Annotated in this window: 26 protein-coding genes, 1 pseudogene and 1 other annotated feature; of the genes and pseudogenes, 8 read left to right on the top strand and 19 right to left on the bottom strand. The window is 44.9% G+C overall.

Features of this window, described 5'->3' with window-relative positions; translation table 11 throughout:
* The 4 genes and pseudogenes from KGF65_RS08545 to KGF65_RS08530 form a co-directional block, all read left to right on the top strand.
* Window positions 1-458 (top strand): hypothetical protein (locus KGF65_RS08545; protein WP_216748346.1); only part of this gene is annotated, 458 nt, incomplete at its 5' end.
* A gap of 79 nt (window positions 459-537) precedes the next feature.
* Window positions 538-699 (top strand): annotated as a pseudogene (locus KGF65_RS08540) (hydroxyacid dehydrogenase); the annotation flags it as partial.
* A gap of 725 nt (window positions 700-1,424) precedes the next feature.
* Window positions 1,425-1,853, top strand: a complete 429-nt coding sequence (locus KGF65_RS08535) for a hypothetical protein (protein WP_050339185.1) — start codon at window positions 1,425-1,427, stop codon at window positions 1,851-1,853.
* Window positions 1,854-1,883: 30 nt separating this feature from the next.
* The gene (locus KGF65_RS08530; RefSeq protein WP_050339186.1) at window positions 1,884-2,648 is read left to right on the top strand and encodes a DUF1828 domain-containing protein; all 765 of its coding nucleotides are present in this window, start codon (window positions 1,884-1,886) and stop codon (window positions 2,646-2,648) included.
* 237 nt (window positions 2,649-2,885) lie between these two features.
* Here KGF65_RS08530 and rplL read toward each other — a convergent pair whose 3' ends face one another.
* The 17 genes from rplL to KGF65_RS08445 all read right to left on the bottom strand — a co-directional run bounded on the left by rplL (window position 2,886) and on the right by KGF65_RS08445 (window position 18,400).
* Window positions 2,886-3,254, bottom strand: coding sequence for a 50S ribosomal protein L7/L12 (gene rplL, locus KGF65_RS08525; RefSeq protein ID WP_003637775.1), 369 nt, complete (start codon window positions 3,252-3,254; stop codon window positions 2,886-2,888).
* 59 nt (window positions 3,255-3,313) lie between these two features.
* Window positions 3,314-3,817, bottom strand: a complete 504-nt coding sequence (gene rplJ, locus KGF65_RS08520; RefSeq protein WP_003637774.1) for a 50S ribosomal protein L10 — start codon at window positions 3,815-3,817, stop codon at window positions 3,314-3,316.
* A gap of 29 nt (window positions 3,818-3,846) precedes the next feature.
* Window positions 3,847-3,960 (bottom strand) — a sequence feature (ribosomal protein L10 leader region).
* Between the two features lie 55 nt (window positions 3,961-4,015).
* Window positions 4,016-4,705, bottom strand: coding sequence for a 50S ribosomal protein L1 (rplA, locus tag KGF65_RS08515; RefSeq protein WP_050339187.1), 690 nt, complete (start codon window positions 4,703-4,705; stop codon window positions 4,016-4,018).
* Between the two features lie 100 nt (window positions 4,706-4,805).
* Window positions 4,806-5,231, bottom strand: coding sequence for a 50S ribosomal protein L11 (gene rplK / locus KGF65_RS08510; RefSeq protein ID WP_003637772.1), 426 nt, complete (start codon window positions 5,229-5,231; stop codon window positions 4,806-4,808).
* Between the two features lie 101 nt (window positions 5,232-5,332).
* Window positions 5,333-6,211 carry an alpha/beta hydrolase gene (locus tag KGF65_RS08505; protein WP_225083420.1) on the bottom strand — a complete coding sequence of 293 codons (879 nt, stop codon included), beginning with the start codon at window positions 6,209-6,211 and terminating at the stop codon, window positions 5,333-5,335.
* Window positions 6,212-6,254: 43 nt separating this feature from the next.
* Complete coding sequence (gene nusG, locus KGF65_RS08500; protein WP_003637770.1) at window positions 6,255-6,803, bottom strand: transcription termination/antitermination protein NusG; 549 nt, start codon at window positions 6,801-6,803, stop codon at window positions 6,255-6,257.
* A 105-nt stretch (window positions 6,804-6,908) separates the two neighbouring features.
* Window positions 6,909-7,094 (bottom strand): preprotein translocase subunit SecE, encoded by a 186-nt coding sequence (gene secE / locus KGF65_RS08495; protein WP_003637769.1) that lies wholly within the window; start codon window positions 7,092-7,094, stop codon window positions 6,909-6,911.
* An 11-nt stretch (window positions 7,095-7,105) separates the two neighbouring features.
* Entirely contained in the window at window positions 7,106-7,255 is a 150-nt protein-coding gene (rpmG, locus tag KGF65_RS08490) for a 50S ribosomal protein L33 (RefSeq protein WP_216748345.1), read from the bottom strand.
* A 61-nt stretch (window positions 7,256-7,316) separates the two neighbouring features.
* Window positions 7,317-7,880: a sigma-70 family RNA polymerase sigma factor gene (locus KGF65_RS08485; RefSeq protein ID WP_216748344.1), complete on the bottom strand. Its 564-nt coding sequence runs from the start codon at window positions 7,878-7,880 to the stop codon at window positions 7,317-7,319.
* 387 nt (window positions 7,881-8,267) lie between these two features.
* Window positions 8,268-8,813, bottom strand: coding sequence for an NYN domain-containing protein (locus KGF65_RS08480; protein ID WP_050339190.1), 546 nt, complete (start codon window positions 8,811-8,813; stop codon window positions 8,268-8,270).
* A 1-nt stretch (window position 8,814) separates the two neighbouring features.
* Complete coding sequence (rlmB, locus tag KGF65_RS08475; protein ID WP_216748343.1) at window positions 8,815-9,600, bottom strand: 23S rRNA (guanosine(2251)-2'-O)-methyltransferase RlmB; 786 nt, start codon at window positions 9,598-9,600, stop codon at window positions 8,815-8,817.
* Window positions 9,572-9,982: a Mini-ribonuclease 3 gene (locus KGF65_RS08470; RefSeq protein ID WP_003637764.1), complete on the bottom strand. Its 411-nt coding sequence runs from the start codon at window positions 9,980-9,982 to the stop codon at window positions 9,572-9,574. Before KGF65_RS08470 ends, rlmB begins: the two co-directional genes overlap by 29 nt.
* 1 nt (window position 9,983) lies before the next feature.
* Window positions 9,984-11,399, bottom strand: coding sequence for a cysteine--tRNA ligase (cysS, locus tag KGF65_RS08465; RefSeq protein WP_088770020.1), 1,416 nt, complete (start codon window positions 11,397-11,399; stop codon window positions 9,984-9,986).
* Between the two features lie 1,182 nt (window positions 11,400-12,581).
* Window positions 12,582-14,072, bottom strand: a complete 1,491-nt coding sequence (gltX, locus tag KGF65_RS08460; RefSeq protein ID WP_088771263.1) for a glutamate--tRNA ligase — start codon at window positions 14,070-14,072, stop codon at window positions 12,582-12,584.
* Window positions 14,073-15,123: 1,051 nt separating this feature from the next.
* Window positions 15,124-16,329 (bottom strand): PIN/TRAM domain-containing protein, encoded by a 1,206-nt coding sequence (locus KGF65_RS08455; protein ID WP_216748342.1) that lies wholly within the window; start codon window positions 16,327-16,329, stop codon window positions 15,124-15,126.
* 18 nt (window positions 16,330-16,347) lie between these two features.
* Window positions 16,348-17,727 (bottom strand): DNA repair protein RadA, encoded by a 1,380-nt coding sequence (radA, locus tag KGF65_RS08450; protein ID WP_216748341.1) that lies wholly within the window; start codon window positions 17,725-17,727, stop codon window positions 16,348-16,350.
* A gap of 136 nt (window positions 17,728-17,863) precedes the next feature.
* Window positions 17,864-18,400 (bottom strand): dUTP diphosphatase, encoded by a 537-nt coding sequence (locus tag KGF65_RS08445; RefSeq protein ID WP_050339195.1) that lies wholly within the window; start codon window positions 18,398-18,400, stop codon window positions 17,864-17,866.
* A 597-nt stretch (window positions 18,401-18,997) separates the two neighbouring features.
* Between KGF65_RS08445 and KGF65_RS08440 the strand changes: the two genes are divergently transcribed.
* The 3 genes from KGF65_RS08440 to KGF65_RS08430 all read left to right on the top strand — a co-directional run bounded on the left by KGF65_RS08440 (window position 18,998) and on the right by KGF65_RS08430 (window position 21,394).
* Window positions 18,998-19,294: a GNAT family N-acetyltransferase gene (locus KGF65_RS08440; RefSeq protein WP_003637758.1), complete on the top strand. Its 297-nt coding sequence runs from the start codon at window positions 18,998-19,000 to the stop codon at window positions 19,292-19,294.
* Window positions 19,295-19,303: 9 nt separating this feature from the next.
* Window positions 19,304-19,987, top strand: coding sequence for a ribose-5-phosphate isomerase RpiA (gene rpiA / locus KGF65_RS08435; protein ID WP_088770021.1), 684 nt, complete (start codon window positions 19,304-19,306; stop codon window positions 19,985-19,987).
* 75 nt (window positions 19,988-20,062) lie between these two features.
* Window positions 20,063-21,394: an aminopeptidase C gene (locus KGF65_RS08430; protein WP_065674502.1), complete on the top strand. Its 1,332-nt coding sequence runs from the start codon at window positions 20,063-20,065 to the stop codon at window positions 21,392-21,394.
* A 1,199-nt stretch (window positions 21,395-22,593) separates the two neighbouring features.
* Here the strand turns inward: KGF65_RS08430 and KGF65_RS08425 are convergent.
* On the bottom strand, window positions 22,594-23,286 hold the full coding sequence (locus tag KGF65_RS08425; RefSeq protein ID WP_050339198.1) for a matrixin family metalloprotease: 693 nt from the start codon (window positions 23,284-23,286) through the stop codon (window positions 22,594-22,596).
* A gap of 708 nt (window positions 23,287-23,994) precedes the next feature.
* Here KGF65_RS08425 and KGF65_RS08420 point away from each other — a divergent pair.
* Window positions 23,995-24,351: a type II toxin-antitoxin system HicB family antitoxin gene (locus KGF65_RS08420; protein ID WP_253954406.1), complete on the top strand. Its 357-nt coding sequence runs from the start codon at window positions 23,995-23,997 to the stop codon at window positions 24,349-24,351.
* 301 nt (window positions 24,352-24,652) lie between these two features.
* On the opposite strand, the gene KGF65_RS08415 is transcribed toward KGF65_RS08420, so the two are convergent.
* A complete protein-coding gene (locus KGF65_RS08415) occupies window positions 24,653-25,330 on the bottom strand; it encodes a 2,3-diphosphoglycerate-dependent phosphoglycerate mutase (protein ID WP_101874018.1) in 678 nt (225 codons plus the stop codon).
* Window positions 25,331-25,442 lie beyond the last annotated feature (112 nt).

Genomic DNA, 25,442 nt, shown 5'->3' with positions numbered 1-25,442 from the left:
ATCAATCAACTATCATTTTTAACTTCATTAATATCAATGTATTCTTTGTGGCCGGTTTCCTTGTACTCTATAAGATAATCTCTAGGAAGGCACTTTCGCTAATTCCGATTTGTGTTTTTGCTGCATTAGTACTGACATTATTTTCTTTCGCAATTGGTACCACAATTGAAGAAACTGAAAACACTGAATTTTATCAAACTAAAATCTATAATAAAAAGGCTGATAAATCATCAAATCAAAACTCCCAAACATCAAATAAGCAAATGCTTCGTTTCTGTTTACAAATGGTCTTGCAAGGAACACAGGAACTAACATCTTGGAGCTATAATGATTCCAAAAACTTGGGATTCAACACATTAATTATTCTATATACCGGCTGTCTCGAATATTGGATTTTTACAGTCCTAATAGTCGGTGCACTGATTTCATCCATAAAGATTTCAAGTAGTGCTGACTAGCAATCTTAGGATCTGCTATCACTAACTACCAAACAACTGTCGTGCGGTACATTTCTATTTCGATACAATCTGCTACTAATTAACCCCAATTTTCAGGGGCAACGAATTGTTAGCCCGTGGTGTTCAAATGCGTGGTCAATCTGTTGGCAGCAACGCCGTTAGTTTTAACGTTTATATTTTCAATGTTCAGCCTGGGATGACGCTGAATTATAATGATGGGACTAGTTCGGTGAGTCGCTGATTGGGCTTACATTAAAAAAACTGGGAGTGACGCGCACTTCCAGTTTTTTTGCGTATTTAGTTAATGACGGGTAATCGATACTATCATTGAAGAGGCCGAAAATAACAAATTCAGCATTAAGACGGCTAATACGGGGTCATCACCTACAGTCACTGGCTCAACCACGCGAAAAGAATGGTGTCTATTTTGATCAGAAAATTGACTTGAACATCTTAATACAATAAAATAGGGAAAATGAGATGGTTGGTAATCAGCGATGATAAGCCGACTAGAACAAAAGGCATTTTCTTCTATTAGGAAGATGCCTTTTTTCTTTGAAAAAATCGAACAATCGGTTTATCCCGGATAAGCCTTTTAGAAACTATGATCAACAAATTTTGACTGGCGAAAAAATACAGTCCTATTTTAAGAACCGAGGATGGTAATCGATTAGCCACTGTTGACGTGGAAAATCTGAATCCGCAGTCACTTATATATCAAAACACCTAAGAAGTGTAGTATATTAGTGGGAAGGTAAGATAATGTAATGAAAAACGTTACTGACCTGCCTGCCTTCAACTTTAATTCGGTCACTAGGAATACAGGCAATCTGAACCTTATGTACCAACTAGCCCTGCTTGAGCTGTGTGATTTACCATTAAAATAACAGCCCTTCAAGCTATAGTCGCGGGCTTGATTCTCGTCACTCGCTTTATAATAGCTAAAAGAAATGCAGGGAATATAAATTGGAAGATACGAAATACTCAACTTTACACAACTATCCTAAAATCACAAATCAGAATAAGCTGTTTTGTGCGGTTCAAGGCAGTCAAAAAGTATTTAATGGACATGCTGTCTTTAACTCCAACGAACAATTCAAAGTCATTCAGGTTCGAAAAGGTCACATTCGTAAGAAAGACTTAACTTACGTTTTAATGTACAGGCACAAGGAAATAATGCTTCGCGTTGATTTAATTGGCGCAACGCACCAAGGAACACCGACTCCTCATGTACATATTTTTGATGAGTCCCATGATAACGGTCTCACAGTCATACCATTAAATCAAATTCCAGAATATAATACAACTGATAATGTAATTGAGTCATTGGGCGAATTCTTGAAGTATAATAACTTTCAAGTTGAGTTACTGGAGATTTCAGAACCAACTGTTTAAACTTTAATCCGTCAGGAGGTGGATACTGATATGGACACTAATCAATTACTTAACGACTATATGAGCTGGTTAAGAGACCAATATACAATTAAAAAAATCGACCAAGCAGACGAGGTGACAACCCCGTTCTTGAATATGATTGGTGACAACATGCGACTCTATGTCGAGCGACTCTCTGATAGCAAGCTGCGTTTAAGCGATGACGGCACGACACTTGAAAACCTATTGTTATATGGTATTAATCTGAATTCTCCGATGCGGAAACAAATCATGAAAGAAACAACGTACCGTTATAATGTAGACTTGTTTGACGATGTTTTATCTGTTACGGGTACATCAGCCAATTTCCCGTTAATGAAACAAAATCTTCTGGCAGCAATGGTCACGATAAACGATTTATCAATTACCAAAAAAACAAATATTGAACGGTTATTCTTTGACGAAGTTTTTACCTTCATGCAAGATCAAGACTTTGGCGGCTTGCCTCAATATCAAATTTCTGGTAAAAGTGGCGTCGATTACATTATCGATTATACAATTCCACCCAAGGAAAAGAAGCCAATGAGATTAATCAATTTTCAAAATCGAATTAGTTTCAATCAAGTGGTTGTCAATGCCTATCAATATAGAGATATTGCAACCAGGAGCCATAAAATCGCTAGCGATATTAGCTATGCCATTATTTACAATAATTCAGAAGGTTCAGTGACAAAGCGTGCCGAACAAATTGCTCGTGACGCCCATATAAGCTTACTTTCCTGGTCAGATAAGAGTCATATTCTTGAGCTCAAATAAAAAGAGTATGTTACGCTTCCCGTTTTCTTGAGAAGTGTGGCATACTCTTTTTTCATCCTCGTTAAACACAAACAAATCAAAGCTTGTGAAAATTCAGGTACAAAAATAATGTACCCGATTTGTACCCGAATCACTCCGAAATGTGCCCGATTCTCTCATAAATGATGGTACAAAAAAACCGGACACACCACCATAACAGCAGTGTATCCGGTTCGATGACGTTCCGTTAAGTAAGAATTACTTAAGGGTAACGACACCACCAACTTCTTCAAGCTTAGCTTTCATATCGTTGGCTTCGTCTTCTGAAACGCCTTCCTTGATGATTGAAGGTACGTTGTCAACAAGACCCTTAGCGTCTTTCAAGCCAAGACCAGTGATATCACGAACGGCCTTGATAGCCTTAACCTTTTGGTCACCGGATTCAGTTAATTCAACATCGTATGAATCCTTAGCAGCGGCAGCGTCGCCACCAGCAGCACCGGCAACAGCAACAGGAGCTGAAGCTGAGACATCGAATTCTTCTTCGATAGCCTTAACTAAGTCGTTTAAATCTGAGATTGAAGCTTCTTTTAATGAGTCGATAATAGCATCTTTATCAAAAGCCATTTTTTGTTCCTCCATTTTATATGAACTTATTTTTTATTTTTTAACACACTAACAGCTGATTAAGCTGCGTCTTCGTCGCCTTTTTCAGCAACCGCCTTAACAGCGTATGCAACGTTACGAACAGGTGCTTGTAACAAGTTGGCAATCGTAGCCAATAATTCTTCACGTGATGGCATCGTAGCATATTCTTGAACAGTTTCAAGATCTGCAACTTTACCTTCGATAACGCCACCCTTTAATTGAAGAGCGTCCGCAGTCTTCGCGAAGTTAGCCAAGATCTTTGCAGGAGCAACTGGGTCTTCTTCAGAGAAGGCAACGGCAGTAGGACCAGCAAAAACAGGTTTTAAGTCTTCAAATCCGGCCTTATCAGCGGCACGCACCATGATCTTGTTCTTGATAACGCGCATTTGAACACCGGCATCACGTAATTGCTTACGTAAATCAGTTACTTCTGCAACCGTTAAACCACGGTAATCAACAACGATGGCTGATACTGAGTTCTTTAATTGTTCTGCAACTTCTTCGACTTCTTGTGCTTTAACAGCAATTGTTTCTTTACTCAACAGATTCACCTCCCAGAATTTTGGTTCAGGGATTTATAAAAAAATCCCTATGTCCACCAAGACATAGAGAAAAAACAATGTCCTCGGCAGGTAGATTAAGGCCGTTAAGCCGCCTGAGTCTTAGGTAGAGATATTACTTAACCTCTAGTAATCTATCACAGATCACCCACGGGGTCAATTGTTTTCAGAAATTAATCCTTAAAATGATGCTAAGTCAACACGTACCGCTGGGGTAAAGGTTGATGTCACAACTAAGTTTTGGATGTAAGTCCCACGTACTGAGGCTGGACGAGCTTTAACGATGGTGTCTTCAATCGTCTTGAAGTTGCCAACAAGCTTGTCAGTATCGAATGATACCTTGCCAACAGGAACGTGAACGTTACCGTCACGGTCAGTCCGGTAAGTCACCTTACCAGCTTTTGAATCGTTAACGGCCTTAGCAACGTCCATTGTAACCGTACCAGTCTTAGGGTTAGGCATTAAGCCTTTAGGTCCAAGAACCCGACCTAAACGACCAACTTGGGCCATCATGTCAGGGGTAGCGATTGCGACGTCGAAGTCTAACCAACCGTCTTGAATTTTTTCAACAAGGTCAGCTTCGCCAACAAAGTCAGCACCGGCTTCTTCAGCTTCTTTAGCCTTGTCACCCTTAGCAAAAACGACAACGGTTTGATCTTTACCGGTACCGTTAGGAAGGACAACCGCGCCACGAAGTTGTTGGTCGGCTTGCTTTGTATCAACGTTTAATTTGAATGCAACTTCAACAGTTGCATCAAACTTTGCGAAATCCATTTTTTTAACCAAGTCTACCGCTTCAGTTACATCGTAAGCTTTGTCACGATCAACTAGCTTAGCGGCTTCTTGGTATTGTTTACTTTTCTTTGCCATCTAAGTGTTTTCCTCCTTGCAAATGTGGTTCAAACGGAGATTTCCTCCCACTTGACACATTCATTTTGATGAAGTGTCCGACATACTCAACAGTACTGAATTAGCCTTCGACGGTGAATCCCATACTCCGAGCAGTACCTTCGATCATGCGCATTGCTGCTTCAACATCAGCTGCGTTTAGATCTTGCATTTTAGTTTCGGCGATTTGCTTAACTTGATCCTTGGTTACAGTTGCAACCTTCTTCGTGTTAGGTTCACCGGAACCATGTTCAACACCGGCAGCTTTCTTTAATAGAACGGCAGCAGGTGGGGTCTTAGTGATGAAGTCGAATGAACGATCTTCGTACACTGTGATCACAACGGGAATAATCATACCTGCTTGATCAGCGGTACGAGCATTGAAATCCTTTGTGAAGCCCATGATATTGATACCTGCTTGACCTAAAGCTGGTCCAACTGGCGGAGCAGGTGTTGCTTTGCCCGCAGGAATTTGTAATTTAACAACGTTAGCTACTTTTTTAGCCACGAGACATTCCTCCTTAGTCCGTGATGTGGTAAATGGAGCTGAGTTTTTGCTCCTCCCACGTAAACGTGCATACGTGACGCACAAACATCATTGTAGCATATCTATTTTTCACCATCAACCTTTTTTGTGGTATCCGGATATAAAAACTGAACAATTTGTCGGTCCACTTCATAATTCTCATGCAACCGTGAATGGCGCGCATTCTTACCATGAACGACAAATTCTTGATACTGATCACGTGTCGGCCGCAATAAAAATCGTAGCGATAACGCACTGTTGAGTGCCACTGCCCCATCACTTTGCGCAGCATCACCGATGTTACCCGCGATATTCAAATACGAGATCGTATTGGGCAACCGTTGCAGCGTCCGCAAGAAGTAATTATAAACTGGCGTCGTCTGGGTCGGGCCAGTCGCAGTTAAGGGGTGGTTCTCGATCGGATACGTATTTTGACCAACTTCACTATCATTGAATGGCGCCCCAATTGTAACGACTTTGCGGACCTCCGGCAAATTCACGAGCTTAGCTGCCGTCGTCAGATATTGAAAGAGCACCACGCCACCCATGGAATGTGCGACCAAATTAATGGTCTGGACATGCTCATGAGCAATTAAATATTGTACGACCGCCAAGACGCCCGCGGCTTGTTGCCGGACTGCCACGCGCGGGGTCGCAAAGATTAGCTGCACCATTGGTCGATAGTCATCTAATTCGCCAGTCACGTGCGGGTGATTATGACGATCAATCATGACCACCAACGATTTGTTGGCAATCTCACCGGCCGTGAAGCGTTGAAGCATGCCACCGAATGAAAAGCGATTACCCGCATATCCGGGGATAAACAGGGTCACCGCACTATCATCCGCCGTCTGCGCGGGCTTGGCTGCTTTCAAATGCTGAGGACGACCGTATTGCCAAAATTTAAACGAAATTCGACTGATGACGCCGAGCACAATGACGCCGATGATGACTAAAATCACTTCTGCCAAGATGGTCCACCAGCTTACTTATCCTTAAGATTAATTATTGAATCTGATCAACCTGATCAAAGTCTAATTCCGTACTCGTCTCACGACCAAACATGTTGATGTTGACCTTGAGCTTCATCTTTTCATTATCAATTTCAGTGATTTCACCTGAAAGACCTGAGAAGGCACCGTCGATAATGGTAACTTGTTCGCCAACTTCGACGTTCAATTCCGTATGACGTGCGCTCATTCCTAATTGATGAAGGATCTGTTCAGCTTCTTCTGGCAACAATGGAGTTGGCTTACTACCTTGCCCATGAGAGCCTAAGAACCCAGTGACACCAGGCGTGTTACGAACAATGTACCAAGCTTGGTCCGTCATAACCATTTCAACCAACACGTAGCCTGGGAAGATTTTCTTCATTTCAACTTTGTCTTTCCCATTCTTCACTTCATGGGCTTCTTCTTCAGGGACAACGACCCGAAAGATGTTGTCTTCCATTCCCATGGATTGAATCCGGGATTCCAAGTTAGAACTAACCTTATTTTCATAACCAGCGTAGGTATGTAGGACATACCATCTTTTTTCAACAGACTCGACCATTACGATTCTCCTTTAAAAATGTCTTGAGGCAAAATAAAAAAACCTCGTTTACACGAAGTTTTCTTTCATTGCCATTATTATAACAAATTATGATTCAAAAAGCCATTAATGCCAGCTTGTTAACATCTGTAATAATAATTGAATAATCCAATCAAACAGTGCGAAGAATGCCACGAAGAACAAGGATGTTGAAACCACTGTCCATGAGTCGCGACGATTCTCGCGCCAAGTTGGCCAGGTGACTTTCTTCATTTCACGTCCAACTTGACCAAAAAATTTAAATAAGCGCATTTCTAATCCCCCTACCGCGTTTCACGATGAAGTGTATGTTTGCCACAACATTTACAAAATTTTTTAACTTCTAAGCGGTCAGTTCGATTTGGGTTAGCATCGATCGTGTAGTTCCGAGAACCACAAACGGTACATGCTAATGCAACTTTTTTCTGTGCCATCGACAAAACCTCCATGATAAATCAGGTATAACATTAGCATGGAACTTTTCGAATGTCAATTTCAGGATGCTGAGCGTAAGAGCGCCCGCAACTTTTTGCGACAGCGGTCAATTGCGTTGATCACCTGTGGTACTTCAACATGGTAGTGTGCCGCGATGCTTTCAGGCGAACATCCTGCCAACAAATCGGCGAAAACGGCGCCTTCAAATGTCGAACAGATTAGGCCAAACCCCCGAATCTGCTCGCGGACATGCACGATATCCAGTGTCGACATTGTCGGTGCTTGTAACTCACCAACGGCTTGTTCGTCATTGACATCCAGCGGGACTCGCTCACCGTCCGGACGACGTTTCTGAGCTTGCGCCCGCCGAATACAATCAATAATCTGATGAGTCAACAATGCCCGGAAATACGCGCCAAAGGGACAATCCTGAGCTCGCTGATACCTCTGAGCGGCCCGATGAACGGCAATCCGTCCTTCTTGGCACCAATCATCCGTCTCAAAATTTGGAACGTAGTAGTGCTGTCGCAACCGCCAAACCACCGGTTGATATTGTACAGCCAAAATTTGGATACTGAGACTATCTCCAGTTGCTGCTAACGCAATTAATTGTTGCTCATCCATATGACGTTCCTACTTCCACTTAGTTTCAGAAACCGCACCCCTGAGCATCTGTAACACTCAATATACGGGGTTATCCGCGGCACCACAAGCGAACGAAGGTTCTTATTTTGAGCTGATTTGACGGGTATTAAATTGGCAATGTCGCCTTATCAAAATAACCGGGACGTTAACACAAGAGCGGTGGATATCACGATATTGCAGTCCTGATTGCCATCGCAGCTCAGTGTCGAGATTATCCGCGTGACGTAACCATTTTAAAACGTCTCACTTTGTTACTTTGCGTCATGCGCAGCGACACTAAGCATCCGACAATTGTCCGTGCGCACATCTTCCTCATCACCTAACACCAGGCATCCACTAATCCCAAACTAGTGACCTGTTCAGCGCCTACTTATGGTGATGTTTGACGTGATTGCGTTCCAACTGCTGACGAAACTGATCGAGCGCTGTCAACTGGGCTTCGTTCCAAGGTGATTTGCGCACCGACCCTAAGTCTTGCGTCCGAACAGCTGTATGACGGACTTCCTTCAGTGCTGTATGGACCCGTTTGCGTAATTCTAAGGCCGGCACACGTAGGGCACCTTCAGAAAAAATCACCCACTGTTCGGCTTGGTCACTCGTGGCGACCGTGACTTGCAGCACCCGCGACTGTTTTTCAGCCGCATACTTTTCAATATAACTGTCCGCCGTCTGGTCCTTACTCGTCCAGATGATTTCCAAATCCGCCTGGCGATAGCTCTTAGAGTTACCTGGGACGTACATCGCATCAAATACTAGGCTGATATTGAGACCCGTGATTTTCTTATATTCAGTTAACATGCTGATTAACTCATCGCGGGCTTGTGGTAAGCGGTCCGTTTGCTTCAAATGATTGAGCTCGGGCCAATTACCAATCATATTATAAGCATCAACAATCAATAGTTGTTGTTTCATATCATTTTCCCAGTGGATGCCGTGACGTATAACCTTGATAAATCAAGAGGCTAGCTGCCACGCTGGCATTCAAACTCTGAACATGACCAATCATTGGAATCGTCAGCATCTCATCGACGTTTTTCTTCAACAATTGGGAAATCCCCTTGCCTTCGTTCCCAATAATGAGGCCGACTGCACCAGATGCATCCCACTGGCGGTAATCCGTTCCGTTCATATCCGTTCCAAAAATCCAGAGGCCGGCTTCTTGCAGTTGCTTGACCGTCTGAACCAAGTTCGTGACCCGCGCCACCTTGACGTGTTCGATTGCACCCGTCGACGTTTTGGCCACCGTACTGGTCAAGCCGACTGCCCGGCGTTTTGGAATGATGATCCCATGTACCCCGGCGGCATCCGCTGTTCGCATGATTGAACCGAGGTTGTGGGGATCCTCGATGTTATCCAAAATCAAGAAAAATGGGGCTTCATCCTTGGCCTTCGCCACGGCAAACAAGTCATCGATCGTCGCATATTCAAACGCGGCGACTCCGACTGCGACCCCCTGATGGTTCGCATTATCGGTCAACCGGTCTAACTTTTGTTTGGGCACATATTGCACGATCAAATTCCGTTTTTTGGCAATTTTAGCAATATCATTCAGCACATCCGCCTGTAACCCACTTTGAATAAAGACTTTGTTGATTTGTTGGTCACTCTTAATGGCAGCCATTGCTGGGTGGCGACCAATCACAAAGTCAGCTGCTGTTTGGTCCTGTTCATTATTTGACACTGGAAACCCTCCCTTCATCCACTTGTTTAATGCACCACTGCGCGAGTTCTGCGATTCGGTCCGTCTGTTGGGTCAGTTGTAAATACCCAAATACCGCTTCAAACCCCGTCGAAATACGATAAGTCAGGACGTCCGTGTGTTTGGCAGACGTATGACTCTTGGCATTCCGGCCCCGTTTGAACACGTCGACTTCGGTCGGTGTCAGAACTTCTTCGGCCTGCATCCGTTCGATCAACGCCGCTTGAGCCTTGGCTGAAACGTAATGTGTCGCATGATGGTGTAACTTAGTCGCCTTCGTATAACCACTTTCAATCAAGTGTTGGCGAATAAATGGTTCATACACCGCGTCACCGAGGTACGCGAGCGCGATCCCATTTAATTGCTGATAATCAACTTGCATATTATTCCTTTCTAAACCGCACACCCTGAGGCGTATCTTCTAAAATGATCCCTTGCGCTTTCAAGTCGTCACGAATCTGGTCGGCCTTGGCAAAATCCTTGGCTTGCCGAGCTGCTTCGCGTTCATCGATCAGCGCTTGAATCGCGTCGTCTGCCAAACTGGCATTGGCGGGAGCTGCTAAGGTCACGCCAAACACGCCGGCTAACGCCTCAAGGGTCTCGCTTAATGCCGTCAAGGTGTCACTTTGGACGGTCGTTTTAGCGGCATACACGTTGGCCAATTTGGCTAATTCATAAACTGCTGCGACCCCGTTTTGGACATTAAAATCATCATCCATTGCGGTCACGAAATTATCAGTCAACGTCTTCAGCTGTGCACTGACCGTTTCGTCAGCCCCAGTCGTCGCGTCCTTGAGACGGAACGTTAAATTACGATAAGCATTCCGCAACTTATCCAAATTATTGGCAGCTTCGTCCAGGTTGCCCTGCGTATATTGAATTGGCCGCCGATACTGCGTCGTTGCCATGAAGAAGCGCAGCACTTGGGGATCGACCGTCTTGATGATATCGTGGACCGTCACAAAGTTGCCCAGTGACTTGCTCATTTTTTCATTGTCGTCACCAACCGTCACAAAGCCGTTATGCAGCCAGTAGTTGGCAAACTTCTGCCCAGTCTTGGCTTCACTTTGAGCGATTTCATTCTCGTGATGTGGGAACTCTAAGTCTTGCCCACCACCGTGAATATCAAACGTATCGCCGAGATACTTGGTCGACATCACGGAGCATTCGATATGCCAGCCCGGTCGTCCAGCACCCCATGGGGAATCCCACGAGATCTCACCGGGTTTAGCCGCTTTCCAAAGGGCGAAGTCGATTGGATCTTCTTTACGATCAGTCTCTTCATCCGCTGTATGTTGACTCGCACCAACTTCCAAGTCATCGATTCGTTGATCTGAGAGTTGCCCATAATTCTTGAACTTACGGGCCCGGTAGTAGACATCACCAGCTGATTCGTATGCGTAGCCCTTATCAATCAGGACTTGGACAAACGCAATAATTTCTGGAATATTTTCAGATGCGCGGGGATGAGCCGTCGCCGGTTCAATATTGACCGCCGCAGTATCTTCCATAAAAGCTTGAATGAACCGGTCCGCCACAGCGGGAACCGTGGTATGGTCCTCAGCGGCTCGCTTGATGAGTTTATCATCAACATCCGTAAAGTTAGAGACATAGTCGACGTGGTAGCCCCGGTATTCAAAATACCGCCGAATCGTATCAAAGGCGATTGCGGAGCGGGCATTCCCGATATGAATATAGTTATAAACAGTCGGCCCACAGACATACATCTTCACAACTCCGGGGGTAATTGGTTTAAACGGTTCTTTTTGGCGCGTTAACGTATTAAAAACGCTTAGCATATTGGCGACAACTCCTTTCAATTGAGACGTGTTACTTTACGCGTTGTGTTAGTTATGATTTGGCATTAAAGATGATTAAAACGTGCTAAGTTGGCGTCCTGTTTGTCAGCCAATGCGCTTCCTAGTCCGACTTCCGGGGCCGGCTGACAACGCTGGAACGTAGCCGACGTCGATTTGAACTCACGCAGAAGACCACTGCGCAATTTCAAATACGAGTCTTATTCTAAGCCGGAAGAAAAGCACTTCCAGCTAAGAATAATTTGGCTACTGAGCATTGTCCGCCAGCCCCTCCAGTCGGGAAGCCGCTCGAATGGCAGATGAACGGCCACCTATCCTGGCACAATTGACCACTGAATGTTAAAAGACTGGATCTTTATGCGAACTTTTAATCAGTGTCAATGATTGTTTGTTATATTTAAATGTTGATGAGATGATCTGAAATTCCAGTAACAACTAGTCTTGCGATTAGAACGATTAGTCGATAGAATTGCCATCTGTTAGAAGTTCAGACTTTATCATTTCAGGCAAGCTAGAGAAGACTACAAAAAACTGTCTTACAGTTGACTATCAAAATGACTGTTTACTAAGAACCTACGAACAGTTCATCAAAAGTTGGGACCGAACATGTCTGCCATTCGAATACCATCCCGGCTGGAAGGTATTCTGGGCAAGGCCCAGTGGTGAAATTTCACTTAGCAAGCGTTTTTGGCTTGGTTAGTGAAAGACCAGTATTTAAGACGTGGACTTCGGCTTAAATCTGTGTCCACCACGTTCCGGCCATTGACCAGAATGCCTGGAAGCCGGCCTAGGACGCACCTATCACTGCATGTTTACGGTAACTGGCACTGTTTCCAGCGGGTCTCAGCTGGCAGCACTTGAACTTAATAACTGGCACGTTTTAATCATGATGCATGACAAATTAACTCCCACAATACGTGTTACTTTTGATGATAGTTTACCATGTTTGGATGACAAATGAAAAAGCGCCCCTCATACTGCGGAATCCAATCCCGCCATACAAAAGACACTTTCACGTGCTGCCACGCGAGTCTTACCGACTATCGTTGCACTCATGATGAGCTTCCGACCATCCGGTTATTATCGTGACAATCGCACTAATTTTTAATTGAAACACCTCGGTACACCGCCTGACGACTCACATACCGATTGCGATTGTAGAACCTACTTCGCTAATTCCGCAATCATGGCATCAAGGTGCTTCTTAGTCGTTTCGCGACCAAGTAATTCGATTGTTTCAGGTAATTCTGGCCCGTGCATTTCATGCGAAACGGCGATCCGAATTGGCATGTATAGGGCACGACCCTTGATCTTCGTATCCTTTTGAATACTCTTGATCGTCTTTTGAATGGCCGTCGCTTCGAAAACGTCGATGTTTTCAATGCGTTGACGGAATTCCTTCAAGACTGGCAATGCCGTGTCATTATCAAGTTCTGCCTTGGCTTCATCATTGATATCAGCGGGACCATTGAAGAACAGGTCGGCTAAGTCAACGATTTGTCCGGTATAACTCATTTGGTTCTTGAAGAGGGACACTAACGTCCGCGTCCATTCGATTTGACTCATATCTGGGCGTTGTGGCAACCGACCAGCCTTGATCAACTGACGAATTGACATCGCAAAGACTTCATTGTCATCCGCCTTCTTGATGTATTGGTTGTTGACCCATTCGAGCTTCTTGGCATCAAAAGCAGCTGGTGACTTGCTTAAACGTTTTTCATCATACATCTTAATGAATTCGCGCTTCGTGAACAATTCACTTTCGCCAACTGGTGACCACCCTAAGAGGATAATGAAGTTAAGCATGGCTTCTGGCAAGTAGCCCAATTCACGATATTGTTCGATGAATTGAAGCACCGTTTCATCACGCTTACTCAATTTCTTACCCGTTTCAGTATTGATGATCAAACTCATATGACCGAACTTCGGTGGTTGCCAACCGAAAGCTTCATAAATCATTAATTGCTTAGGCGTGTTAGCCACATGGTCATCACCACGAAAGACGTGACTGATTTCCATCATGTGGTCATCCACAACCACGGCGAAGTTATACGTTGGCATACCATCGCGCTTCTTAATGACAAAGTCGCCACCGACCGTCTTGGATTCAAACGAAACGTTGCCTTTGACCATGTCATCCCAAGCGTACGTTTGGTTTTCTGGGACGTGGAAACGGACCACTGGTTGGATACCAGCTTCCTTAGCAGCCGCAATCTTGGCCTGCTTTTCTTCTTCCGTCATACCAGCAAATTCATAGACGTAGTGTGGCATTTCCTTGCGAGCCTTTTGGGCTTCACGTTGGGCCTGCAATTCTTCTTCCGTCATGTAAGATTCGTACGCTTTACCTTCATCAATTAATTGTTGAATCAACGGATCATAGATTGACTTACGTTCAGATTGACGATAAGGGCCAAAGTCGCCGCCCTTATCTGGACCTTCATCCCAATCAATTCCTAACCAGGTCAAGTTATCCATCTGACTCTTTTCACCGTCTTTAACGTTCCGTTTTAAGTCGGTGTCTTCAATCCGAAGAATAAACTTACCCTTATTATGCCGGGCAAATAAATAGTTAAACAATGCAGTCCGAGCATTACCAATGTGTAAATGGCCAGTTGGACTTGGTGCGTAACGCACACGAATCTTACTCTTTGCCAATGTGATTAACGCCTCTTTCATATTTTTTCATCTTAAATGTTACGCCGCGCTCCAGTTAACACCAGAATACTGCGACTTTCACTTGCTTTTCCAGTTTACCATGTTTACCACTAAAAATTAAGGTTTCAGACCGAACCCGTTGTAAAAACCTCAAAATCATTTGGGTTGGGCCGCTGCTACGGTTGGATTAGTTGTGGTTGATTCGGATGGAATCTAAAAGCAAACTTCAAAGTCAAAAGCTGCCAGCTGAGGTACGCTGGAAAAAGTACGAATTAGCGTAAACTTGCTGTGATAGTTGCGTCCTACGCCGGCTTCCAGCCGAGATGGTATTCGAAAGGCGGATATTTGCGGGCCCAACTTTTGTCGGATTAATCGCTGGTTCTTTGCATACGGTCATTTTGATAGTCGACTGTCAGACTAGTTTCTGATGATAGCAAAACTCCCTTACCCATATTGAACTTTTCAAATTGGCGTTTCACAGAACTTTTCTGAGCTTTCTCTGATCGCCTTAGACAGCCAAACCTCAAATTCTAGACAAAGGTAATTTTATCGACTAAATTCAAGACTAGTGTCCATTGAAATTAGTGAATTATATTCAGTAATCTTCCCAGTACTAAAATGCCATAAAGCATTATCAATATCGATTGAAAGTTTACTCGAAGGACCTGTCTCCTAATATTCAGTGATCAATTGTACCAAGATAGGTGGCCGTTCATCCGCCATTCGAACGGCTTCCCGACTGTAGGGGCTGGCTGACAATGCTCAAGGGCGAAATTCTTCTTGTCCGGGTGGTCTTCCCGGGCTAGAAGAAGACTCGTATTTGAAATTGCGCAGCGCTTTTCTGCGTGAGTTCAAATCGATGTCCGCCCTGTTCCAGCGTTGTCAGCCGGCCCCGGAAGTCGGACTAAGGCGCGCACCGGCAGATGACCAGAACACAATCACTACAGCATAATGATAACTATCACTGCCTTCCAGCACAGAAAACAGTCTTTTGAAAAACAGAATACAAAAACAGCAGCCCCCAAAAGAGAGACTACTGTTATCAGTAAGGTTAGCGCCGGTTGTTGCGGTTATTGTTGTTACCATTGCTGTGGTTACTGTTGCGATTATTATTACTATTATTGTTATTGTGTTTGTTACTATTACTATCGGCATGGTCCGGAATACCGCGGTTAGAATGGGCTAACCGGGCGAAAATCATGCGGCCCACATCCGTTTGGAGGGCACTGGTGACGACCACGTCGACCTTTTCGTTGATGTAGAACTTCCCATCTTCGACGACGACCATCGTTCCATCGTCTAAGTAGCCGACCCCTTGTTGGCGCTCACTACCATTCTTAACCACCATGACATTCATCTCTTCACCCGGAATGACCCGTGGCTTCAGTGATTTGGCCAATTGGTTGATGTTTAAGACCTGGACGTTTTGGAATTCGATCACTTTGTTCAAATTGTAGTCGTTGGTGACGATCACGCCATTGACCTTTTTCGCCAACTGGATCAACTTGCTATCGACTTCTGGGATGTCTTCAAAATCACCCTCGTACATTTCAACTGGGATGATATTCTCATTTTGTAGCTTGTTCAGAATATCTAATCCACGGCGGCCACGAACACGTTTGATACTATCCGCCGAGTCAGCGATGTACTGCAATTCATAGAGGACAAAGTTGGGCACCAACAACGTTCCTTCGAGGAAACCCGTTTTGACAATGTCATAGATCCGACCATCAATTAAGATGTTTGTATCCAAAATCTTGTAATGGTGATAATTTTGGTCAGGCTGAGCATCCGTGATTTCCGGGCTGGCTTCTTTTTCACGTCGCCGGAAATTAAAGACTTTACGCCATTCATCGATTCGGGTCGTACCGACGCGAGCACCGATGTAACCAAAAAATAGCATCAAAATTATTGGGACGACCGTGTTCAATAAGAATAATGGACTACGACTGAATAATTGCGATATCAGAACCGCGATCAATAACCCAATAATGAATCCAATACTGCCAAACAGTAATGTCATCGGATTTTGTTTGGACAAGTTCTTTTCTACTCGATCCACTAACCGCACCGCGGCATTCGCTAAAAACAGCGACAAAATCCATAAAATCAGCGCTCCCAACAAGAAATTGGTGAAAACGTTATTCAGCAAAACATTTGGCTGCGACAACAGCATCGTCCATAAATAAGGTAAGTACGTTAGTCCTAACGTGCCCCCCACGACAATGAATACTAGTCGCACCGTTAACTTCTTCATGGCGTCAGCCCCTTTGTTTTAGTAATTTGGTTGTTGTAATGCCAACTGGAGCGCTTCCTTTAAGGTCGCCACCCCAATCACTTCGATGCCCGTCGGAATATCCCAGCCTTGCAGATTATTCTTCGGAATAAAAATACGTTTGAAGCCTAACTTAGCGGCCTCACCGACCCGAGATTCGATCCGATTGACCCGCCGAATTTCACCAGTCAAACCAACTTCACCGACAAAACAGTCACTCGGACGCGTTTGTTGGTCGCGATAACTGGAAGCCACACTGACGGCAATCGCCAAGTCAATCGCTGGTTCATCTAGTTTGACCCCACCAGCGGCCTTCAAATAGGCATCTTGATTTTGAAGCATCAGGCTCGCGCGCTTTTCCAATACCGCCATGATGAGCGAGACCCGGTTGTGGTCCAAACCACTCGCTGTCCGCTTGGCGTTACCAAATACCGTTGGCGTGACCAGCGCCTGAACTTCCACCAAGATTGGCCGGGTGCCTTCCATTGAAACGACGATGGCTGAACCAGTCGCATCTTTGAGCCGTTCTTCCAAGAAGATTTCGGATGGATTGGCAACTTCGTAAAGCCCCCCCGTCCGCATTTCAAAAATACCGAGTTCATTTGTGGAGCCAAACCGGTTCTTAACCGCACGTAAAATCCGATAAGTGTGGTGCAGGTCACCTTCAAAGTACAGCACCGTATCCACCATGTGTTCCAAAATCTTTGGACCGGCGATTGCACCGCCCTTAGTCACGTGACCGACGATAAAAATCGTAATGCCGTTGGTCTTGGAAATTTGTAATAATTCTGCCGTAATTTCTCGAATCTGGGAAACGGAGCCAATCGCTGAATCCATATCCGGCTCCTGCATCGTTTGAACCGAGTCGATTACGACAAAGTCCGGATGAGTCTCTTCAATCGTTGAGCGAATATTTGACATGTCCGTTTCAGGATATAAGAAGAAATCTTCGCTACTAACGGCCAAACGGTCAGCCCGCATCTTAACTTGCGCAGCACTTTCTTCCCCCGTGACGTATAGCACAGAGCCCCCCGTTTCAGCCAACTGGCCAGAAACTTGCAATAGTAGCGTCGACTTCCCAATGCCGGGATCCCCACCAATTAACACTAAGGAACCAGGAACGACCCCACCACCTAGAACGCGGTTGAACTCTTTCAACTTGGTTTTGACGCGCGGCGTCTTCGTCAGTGAAACTCCTTTTAACCGTTGTGGTTTCGTCGACTTACCGGCAAAGCTCACCCGGGACTTGCGGTCTGGCTTCGTATCAAAATGTTCTTCCGTCAACGTATTCCATTCACCACAGTTCGGACACCGGCCTAAATATCGCGGTGTCGAATAACCGCAGTTTGAACAAACAAACTGAGTTTTAGCTTTTGCCACTCAAGCGCGCCTCCATTTTCTCGTTAAATACGGGTCAAACCCGTCTTTTCTGTCAATCGACCATAAGTTTATTTTACCATTATTAATCATTAAAGCCGTTAAATCACACTAGCTTAATTGATTTTTTATTAATTCGCTACTTATTTGTTGAGCCAAAGCCACCAGAACGCGTGGTTGTCACATTTTCTTCATCCGTCACCGTCAAATAAGGGGTGAAAATTCCTTGAGCAATGCGTTCACCCTTTTTGATGTGCACATCACGAATCCCCATGTTGATCAATTGGACGAAAATCGCGCCTTCATTTTTCGGATTGTCATAGTAATCCGCATCAATGACGCCGATACCGTTTGGTAAAATCAGATTGCGTTTGAGCGGATTACTTGAACGGTTAGCTAATAGTAAGTATTCGCCGTCATTCATAAACGCTTTGATACCAGTTGGAACCAACCAGGGTTTCAGCACTTTAGCAGCGGCGTCTAAGTCCGTCGTCGAAGCCGTTTCACTTCGATGCAATTGCCACAACACCTTGATAAAATTCAACTTCCAAATCGACGGTAACGTGAAGTCTTCCGCTGCCTCAAAATCATACCCCGCTGCCTGCTTCGTCGCGCGATACGGTAAATGTAATCCTGCTTGTGCATACTGACTCACAATTTTAAAACCCCGTGCCATTTCAATTCCCACTTTCATCGTTTAATTTCATTAGTTAGGTGGCTACCAGCTGAGCAACCCTGAGATTCGTTGCTCACCGTCTAGCCAGCAATCAGATCAACATTCGGTTCAGGCCGATACGCATCAGCCGCTTTTTCCCAGCTTTACCCGCTTTCAACCGGCAACCATTAGTGTTCACATTTTACCATACTTAAGCCGCCAGCTCGTGGTTTGATGGTCGAAAATCCATCCGACTGAAAAGCGGCATTTAAATGGTTCGTTATGGATGCGTTTACTCTAATTAGTCGTCGCCAATTATCCGTCTTGTTTGGGTCCAAAACGCACTACCTGGGTTGGACCATCAGATGCTGACCCTACTGCAACACATCTTACTCGTGCTCAAAGCTCACCACTTGGGTTGGTACACTATCACTCACTTATTGGCAACGTTTCCGAGTCGAAATGCGATCTCACTATCCAATTCGCGATAGGGAAAATCTGACTGTAAGATCCACGTTTTAAACTTCCACGATTATCCACGGAAGTTTCGTTGACAAAACGGGCATTTACCGGTTTAATTACGGTAGGCATAAAACCCTTTACAAGGTGGTGAAATCAATGGAATTCACGCGTGAAGCACACCGTTTTTATTTTAATGATGAAACTGGCAAGTTAGCTGGTGAAATTACCTTCCCGGCCATCAATGATGACCAGACTTGGGTCATTGAACACACTTTTGTTCGTGACGATTACGGTCACCAAGGCATCGCCGGGCAATTGACCCGCGCAGTCATCGAGGCCGCACGAGCAGAAGGCAAACACATTCAGCCGCTCTGCACTTACGCCAAGGCTTACTTTGATCGGCACCCTGAAGCTGCCGACGTTTTAGTCACTAGTTCTCAATCAAAGGAGTAATCTCAAATTATGAATCAGGATCAGTTAAAACAACTCGTTGGTCAAAAGGCCGTTGAATACATTAAAGACGGCATGCAAGTCGGACTTGGAACCGGTTCAACGGTCAAATTCATGGTCGATGCACTCGGTGAACGGGTCAAAAACGAACATTTGAATATCGTCGGCGTCTCCACTTCTGACCGTACGGCTGCTCAAGCCAAAGCACTCGGAATTCCAATGAAGTCCGTTGATGAAGTCGACCACCTGGATTTAACCATTGATGGCGCCGACGAAATCTCCGACGATTTTCAAGGTGTCAAAGGCGGCGGGGCTGCCCTGCTCTTCGAAAAGATCGTGGCCATCAATTCTGATAAAGTCATGTGGATCGTTGATGAAAGCAAAATGGTGCACCAATTAGGCGCCTTTGGACTCCCCGTTGAAGTCATTCCTTATGGGAGTCAACACGTCTTCGAAAAAATGGCGGCTCGCGGCTACAATCCCGTTTTCCGGAAAGTCAACGATGAACTCGTGCGGACCGATTCTAACAATATTATTATCGATCTGCACATCGATCCAATCACCGACCCACACGCCTTAGCCGAAGATTTGATTCACATGGTTGGCGTCGTTGAACACGGGCTGTTCTTGGACATGGTCAACACCGTTATCGTCGGTCACGCCAACGGTCCAGAAGTCATTGAGACCCGGGCCTAGTTAATCCCAACGGAAAGCTTGCCCCACCCGGCATAAACCGATACAATGAGAATTAGATTAAAGGAGAGTGATCTTTTGAGTAAAGCAATCAGTATGGATCAAATTGCTAACTTTCAAGCCGATTTGGACCAACGTCCAGAAGCCAAAGTCATCGAACGTAGCGTGACGAAGAACGGCATCTTAGCAAGCAGTCAAGATATTCAGGCGATGAGCCAAACGACCCCCGTATTTTCAATCGATTTGGATACCGGTGAAGTCGCTAACCAAAAACAAAGTGGTCGTTGCTGGATGTTTGCCGCTTTAAACACCATGCGGCATTCATTAGCTGAAAAATTCAACTTAAAGCACTTCGAATTATCCCAAAACTATACCTTCTTCTGGGACAAATTCGAAAAGGCCAACTACTTCTACGAAAACGTCTTGGCAACCGCCGACCAACCAACTAGCAGCCGTAAAGTGGCTTGGTTGATGACCACGCCACAACAAGACGGTGGCCAATGGGATATGCTCGTTGCCCTTATTCAGAAGTACGGGATCGTGCCTAAGAGTGTCATGCCAGAAACTTACAACAGTTCAAAATCCGCTGAAATCAACAGCACACTTAACTTAAAGTTACGTAAAGATGCCGTTGAATTGCGTGAATTAGTCGCTGCTGGTACTAGCGATGACGCCATTCAGGAACGTAAAGAAAAGATGTTAAATGAAGTTTACCGGATGTTAGCCTATGCTTTCGGCGAACCCGTTTCACATTTTGACTGGGAATACCGCGATGACAAGAAACAGTACCACATTGACCAAAACTTGACACCGCAAAGTTTCTTCGAAAAATACGTTGGTTGGAACTTAGATGACTACGTTTCAATCATCAACGCACCAACTGATGACAAGCCATATAACCACACCTACACGATTGAAATGTTAGGGAACGTCTTGGGCGGCCGTGAAGTTAAGCATTTGAACGTCTCCATGGCCGACTTCAAGCAACTCGCCATCAAGCAATTACAAGCTGGACAAAGTGTCTGGTTCGGTTGTGATGTGGGTAAATCCTCTGACCGGCAAAAAGGTGTCATGGCAACGGACGTCTACAACAAGGACGAATTATTCGACGTTGATTTAGCAATGTCCAAGGCTGAACGCCTCGATTACGGCGAAAGTCTGATGACCCACGCCATGGTTATCACCGGTGTCGACTTGGTTGACGGCCAACCAACTAAATGGAAGGTTGAAAACAGCTGGGGCGATAAAGTTGGGTCCAAGGGCTTCTTCGTCATGAGTGACGCTTGGATGGACGAATACTGCTACCAAGTCGTCGTCAACAAAGAATTCTTGCCTGACAACTTGAAACAAGCTCAAGCTGAAGAACCAACTGTCTTAGCCCCTTGGGATCCAATGGGTGCTTTGGCTTAATTGAAACTAGAAAGCTCTACTGCCAATCATCGTCGTTGATTACCACGCAACAATGATTGACCACAATTTATGCGTCGCCACGGATTATTATCCTGGCGACGCTTTTTTATTAGGCAACGCAACACTCCCCTTTTAAGTCACGTGTTAAGTTGTCATGAATCGTGATTCAAACGTGCCAATTGGTTAGTTTGTTGTTCGTCAGCCGATGCGCGCCTTAGTCCGACTTCCGGGGCCGTCTGACAATTGCTGGAACGTAGCCGACGTCGATTTGAACTCACGCAGAAACCCGCTGCGCAATTTCAAATACGAGTCTTATTCTAAGCCGGAAGCAGCCCACTTCCAGCTAAGAATAATTTGGCTACTGAGCATTGTCCGGCGGGCCGGCCAGTCGGGAAGCCGCTCGAATGGCGGATAAACAGCCACCCATCTGGGTACAATTGGCCACTGAATATTAAACCCTGAACCTCCAGGCAAATTGAGTCTGTATGGACGATCAATTTATGAAAGTCAAATACTAGGAAAATTATTCGCCAGATTATTCACTAACTTTATATAGTAACTATTCTTGAAATTAGTCGATAGCATTGTCTTTCTTTTGGCATCTACACTTTGCGATTTCAGATGATTAGACTAAATCCATATAACGTTCAGCAATGCGGACGTCTGGCCAATAATAGTCTGCTAAATTGGTGATGATCGGAAACCAGTCTTACAGTTGAATCTCAAGATAACTGTCTGTTAAGAATCAATGATCCGTCCATTTAAAGTTGGACCCGCAATGTCTGCCCTTCGAATACAATCCCGGCTGGAAGGTATTCTGGGCAAGGCCAAGTGGTGAAATTCCACTTAGCAAGCGTTTTGTGCTTGGTTAGTGGAAGACCAGTATTTAAGACGTGATTTTCGGCTTAAATCTGTGTCCACCACGTCACGGCCATTGCCCAGAATGCCTGGAAGCCGGAATAAGACGAATCTATTACTGCAAGTTTACGCAAAACCGCACTGTTTCCAGCGGGCCTCAGCTGGCTGCTCTTGAACTTAAGAATTGGCACGTTTTAATCACGATTCACATCAAATTAGCCGGGAAAGAGAAACGCAATAGTCCCATCAAATAAAAAAACAGACGCAAATCACTCGCTAAAATGCGGTGATTTGCGTCTGTTTTTCAGTATTACGTTTACTTATAGCATTTACTATTACATTTATTTATACATCTGTTTAAGTGTACTGATTTCGCGGGTTGAGATGTGGGCACCCCGGTGTGATTGATAATACATCACTGAGCTTTTATTATCTTCGTGTTCCAATCCAAGTGCATGACCGAGTTCATGTGTGGCCACCGATAGCTTGTATTCCACTGAGTTATTGGTAGCTGGGAAGCGATTCGTGTAAATCACACACTTGGCTTTATCCATCCAAGTCGTCTCCTGCGACCCGCTTTGGTAATAGGTCCGCCAAGTCCGGCCGATTTCAGAGCCCGTCGTACCGGTCTCATCTTCACTCTCACCTAGCGTGATCTGCGCACTCGAGGCGTCCTTAGCCGCAACAAGTTTGACCGTATTGGTGGCATTCCAACGTTTTACCGCGGTTAACCAAACGGCATGATAGACCTTGTTATCACTAGTGATGTGATACGTGATGACCCGACTCTTAAAGCGTGCCTTGTAAGCCATCACTTTGGTGCCGTTATCTAAATAATTATATTGGTAGTTATCGACCTTGTCATTGTAATAAACTTGGTCATGCGCCTTATCGTGGCCGGTTGCCGTATCCGCCTCGACCTGTTGAGACGTCGGATTGATCCAAGCACTGATTTGGGGTGCAACCATCAACAGCACCCCACAGAGGCCTAGGCTCATTATCATTAATAATAATACTTTTTTATGTTTTCTCATCGTCAGCCTAGGCTCCCTTATCAGTTTTTAGGCCGGTAACTGCGCTACCAAGCCGTTTTGTTCATCTGATATGTTACAGCGTTCAGCATTTGATTACAAGAGATATATTATATTTATTTATGAAAAATAGGGTGTATGGTTACATTAACGATATTTATACTAGTCTTTCAAACTTATTTAATCGTTGATATATCAGCATTCTTATTCATAGCTGCAACTTTGGATGCTTCTTGCTCATTATTATTAATGCTTATAATCAGTTATGCGAACCATTTATTAAATGCTTTAACTGTAAAAAGGGATCCAGCATGCGCCGAACCCCTTAGTTGCCGATATTACGATTTTGGCCTGATTTTAGTGCTATCGGATTTGAATGCTACCCTGGATTGCCATAAACAAGCTGGTCATACGTGTGATACGCATCAAATAATCGAATTATGCGCACAATACACCTATAATAGAGACGGTTAGTAGTCCCGTACACACATTAATACCGCAAAAAGAAATGTTAGAATCGCTCAAAACGCTTGTTTGAATGACACATGCATGGAAAGGTCGCACGTAAAGTGTAAAGTCGGCCAGTCTTACCACCAGCCCGTTACCGTCTCTACGTTGGGTCGAATCAATTAACCAAGCCAGAAACTATAAAAGAATCCGGTCTGCACTAGACGGTTTCTTTTGTCAATATTTAGCTAGGAGGAATCAGCTATGTTAGTGAGTTATCCAGCATTGTTCTACTACGACAGTTCCGAAAGCGCGCCATTTTTCATTACTTTTCCGGATTTCAAAAATTCATCAACTCAGGGTAAAAACGTGCCGGATGCAATGGCAATGGCGACCGATTGGTTAGGCATTAACGGCGCTGATTATCTAGAAAACGGCCATATGATTCCAGCCCCTTCCGCGTTAGCAGCGATCTCGTTAAAACAAAATAATCCTTATCCAAATGACTTACACTACGATTCAGAACAATCTTTTAAATCAATGGTTTTGGTAGATTTAGAGGCGTATTTGAATGGGAAGACCAAAGTTCAAAAAAAACAGTCTCAATTTCGAAGTAGGTAGGTTGGAACGGTGACAGCGTACAAGCCAATTCGTCTGCAACCCCGACCGAAACAATCCCGAACGAAAAAAATTCACACGATGCTAATGACGCAATACAGTAGATACGCAAGTCAGCCAAAGTATTTCGACGGTCGCTGGCTTTATTAAACCGAGCCACGCAAAAAAGCCTAGGATTTACTTATCGCCGCCAATGACGTGCAATAAGAAATCCTAGGCTTTTTTAATTGAACAATCGCTTAATAAATAATTTTGTCAATACCATCTAAAACAGCCGTCAATCACCCTACTTGCCGGTACGACATTAATACTCGTCCTTACCGATAACGTTCAGCTGCTGGTCTAAGTGGTAACAAATAGGCACCCCGTTCGCCACTTCAACGCCATCGATGCCCGTATCGCTAATTTGTTCCAAGTATTTAATCAGCGCGCGCAACGTACTGCCATGCGCGACGACCAATTGATTATGGCCATCTAACAGTCGTGGTGCAATCTGATCGATCCAATAGGGCATGATTCGGTCATAGGCCATCTTCAGGCTTTCACCACGCGGTTCGACCGCCGCACCGTACTTCGTATAACGCCGGTCATGGTCGAGCTCATCCGGTGCCAATAACGGCGGTACGGTATAAAAACTCCGCCGCCATTGTTGAACCTGTTGCTTGCCATATTCTTGGCGGGTCGCATCTTTATTTTGACCACGTAACGCCCCGTAATGTCGTTCATTTAAACGCCACGTCTTATACTCTGGTAGCCATAATTGATCGATTTCATCTAACATAATGTTGGCCGTCACGATGGCACGTTGCAAGACTGACGTATGCACCGCCCCAAACTGAATGCCAGTGGCGCGCAATCGCTGTCCCGCATCGTGGGCTTGTGCAATGCCAGCTGCCGTGAGCGGAACATCGCTCCATCCCGTATAAGTATTATCCCGATTGGCCGTGCTCTCACCATGGCGAACCAGTACAAGTTCTGTCATTCTCTTTCCCACCTACCATCTTCAATACTACCTATCATAATCGATTTGGCCGATTTTTCAAAGTCACAATCATTCCACCAGTTTTTACAGGCCGGTGACCCACGACGGTTGA

This window comes from Lactiplantibacillus sp. 30.2.29 (genome assembly GCF_018991255.1).
GTDB classification, from domain to species: Bacteria; Bacillota; Bacilli; order Lactobacillales; family Lactobacillaceae; genus Lactiplantibacillus; species Lactiplantibacillus pentosus.
The sequence above is the reverse complement of the archived record's forward strand: the minus strand, read 5'-3'. Positions and strand labels throughout refer to the sequence as shown.

Coding starts and splice junctions, on each gene's coding strand:
- KGF65_RS08530 (WP_050339186.1), top strand. CDS start 1,884: ATGGACACTAATCAATTACTTAACGACTATATGAGCTGGTTAAGAGAC.
- rplL (WP_003637775.1), bottom strand. CDS start 3,254: ATGGCTTTTGATAAAGATGCTATTATCGACTCATTAAAAGAAGCTTCA.
- rplA (WP_050339187.1), bottom strand. CDS start 4,705: ATGGCAAAGAAAAGTAAACAATACCAAGAAGCCGCTAAGCTAGTTGAT.
- nusG (WP_003637770.1), bottom strand. CDS start 6,803: ATGGTCGAGTCTGTTGAAAAAAGATGGTATGTCCTACATACCTACGCT.
- secE (WP_003637769.1), bottom strand. CDS start 7,094: ATGCGCTTATTTAAATTTTTTGGTCAAGTTGGACGTGAAATGAAGAAA.
- rpmG (WP_216748345.1), bottom strand. CDS start 7,255: ATGGCACAGAAAAAAGTTGCATTAGCATGTACCGTTTGTGGTTCTCGG.
- KGF65_RS08485 (WP_216748344.1), bottom strand. CDS start 7,880: ATGGATGAGCAACAATTAATTGCGTTAGCAGCAACTGGAGATAGTCTC.
- KGF65_RS08480 (WP_050339190.1), bottom strand. CDS start 8,813: ATGAAACAACAACTATTGATTGTTGATGCTTATAATATGATTGGTAAT.
- rlmB (WP_216748343.1), bottom strand. CDS start 9,600: ATGAAGGGAGGGTTTCCAGTGTCAAATAATGAACAGGACCAAACAGCA.
- KGF65_RS08470 (WP_003637764.1), bottom strand. CDS start 9,982: ATGCAAGTTGATTATCAGCAATTAAATGGGATCGCGCTCGCGTACCTC.
- cysS (WP_088770020.1), bottom strand. CDS start 11,399: ATGCTAAGCGTTTTTAATACGTTAACGCGCCAAAAAGAACCGTTTAAA.
- KGF65_RS08455 (WP_216748342.1), bottom strand. CDS start 16,329: ATGAAGAAGTTAACGGTGCGACTAGTATTCATTGTCGTGGGGGGCACG.
- KGF65_RS08445 (WP_050339195.1), bottom strand. CDS start 18,400: ATGGCACGGGGTTTTAAAATTGTGAGTCAGTATGCACAAGCAGGATTA.
- KGF65_RS08440 (WP_003637758.1), top strand. CDS start 18,998: ATGGAATTCACGCGTGAAGCACACCGTTTTTATTTTAATGATGAAACT.
- rpiA (WP_088770021.1), top strand. CDS start 19,304: ATGAATCAGGATCAGTTAAAACAACTCGTTGGTCAAAAGGCCGTTGAA.
- KGF65_RS08425 (WP_050339198.1), bottom strand. CDS start 23,286: ATGAGAAAACATAAAAAAGTATTATTATTAATGATAATGAGCCTAGGC.
- KGF65_RS08420 (WP_253954406.1), top strand. CDS start 23,995: ATGTTAGTGAGTTATCCAGCATTGTTCTACTACGACAGTTCCGAAAGC.
- KGF65_RS08415 (WP_101874018.1), bottom strand. CDS start 25,330: ATGACAGAACTTGTACTGGTTCGCCATGGTGAGAGCACGGCCAATCGG.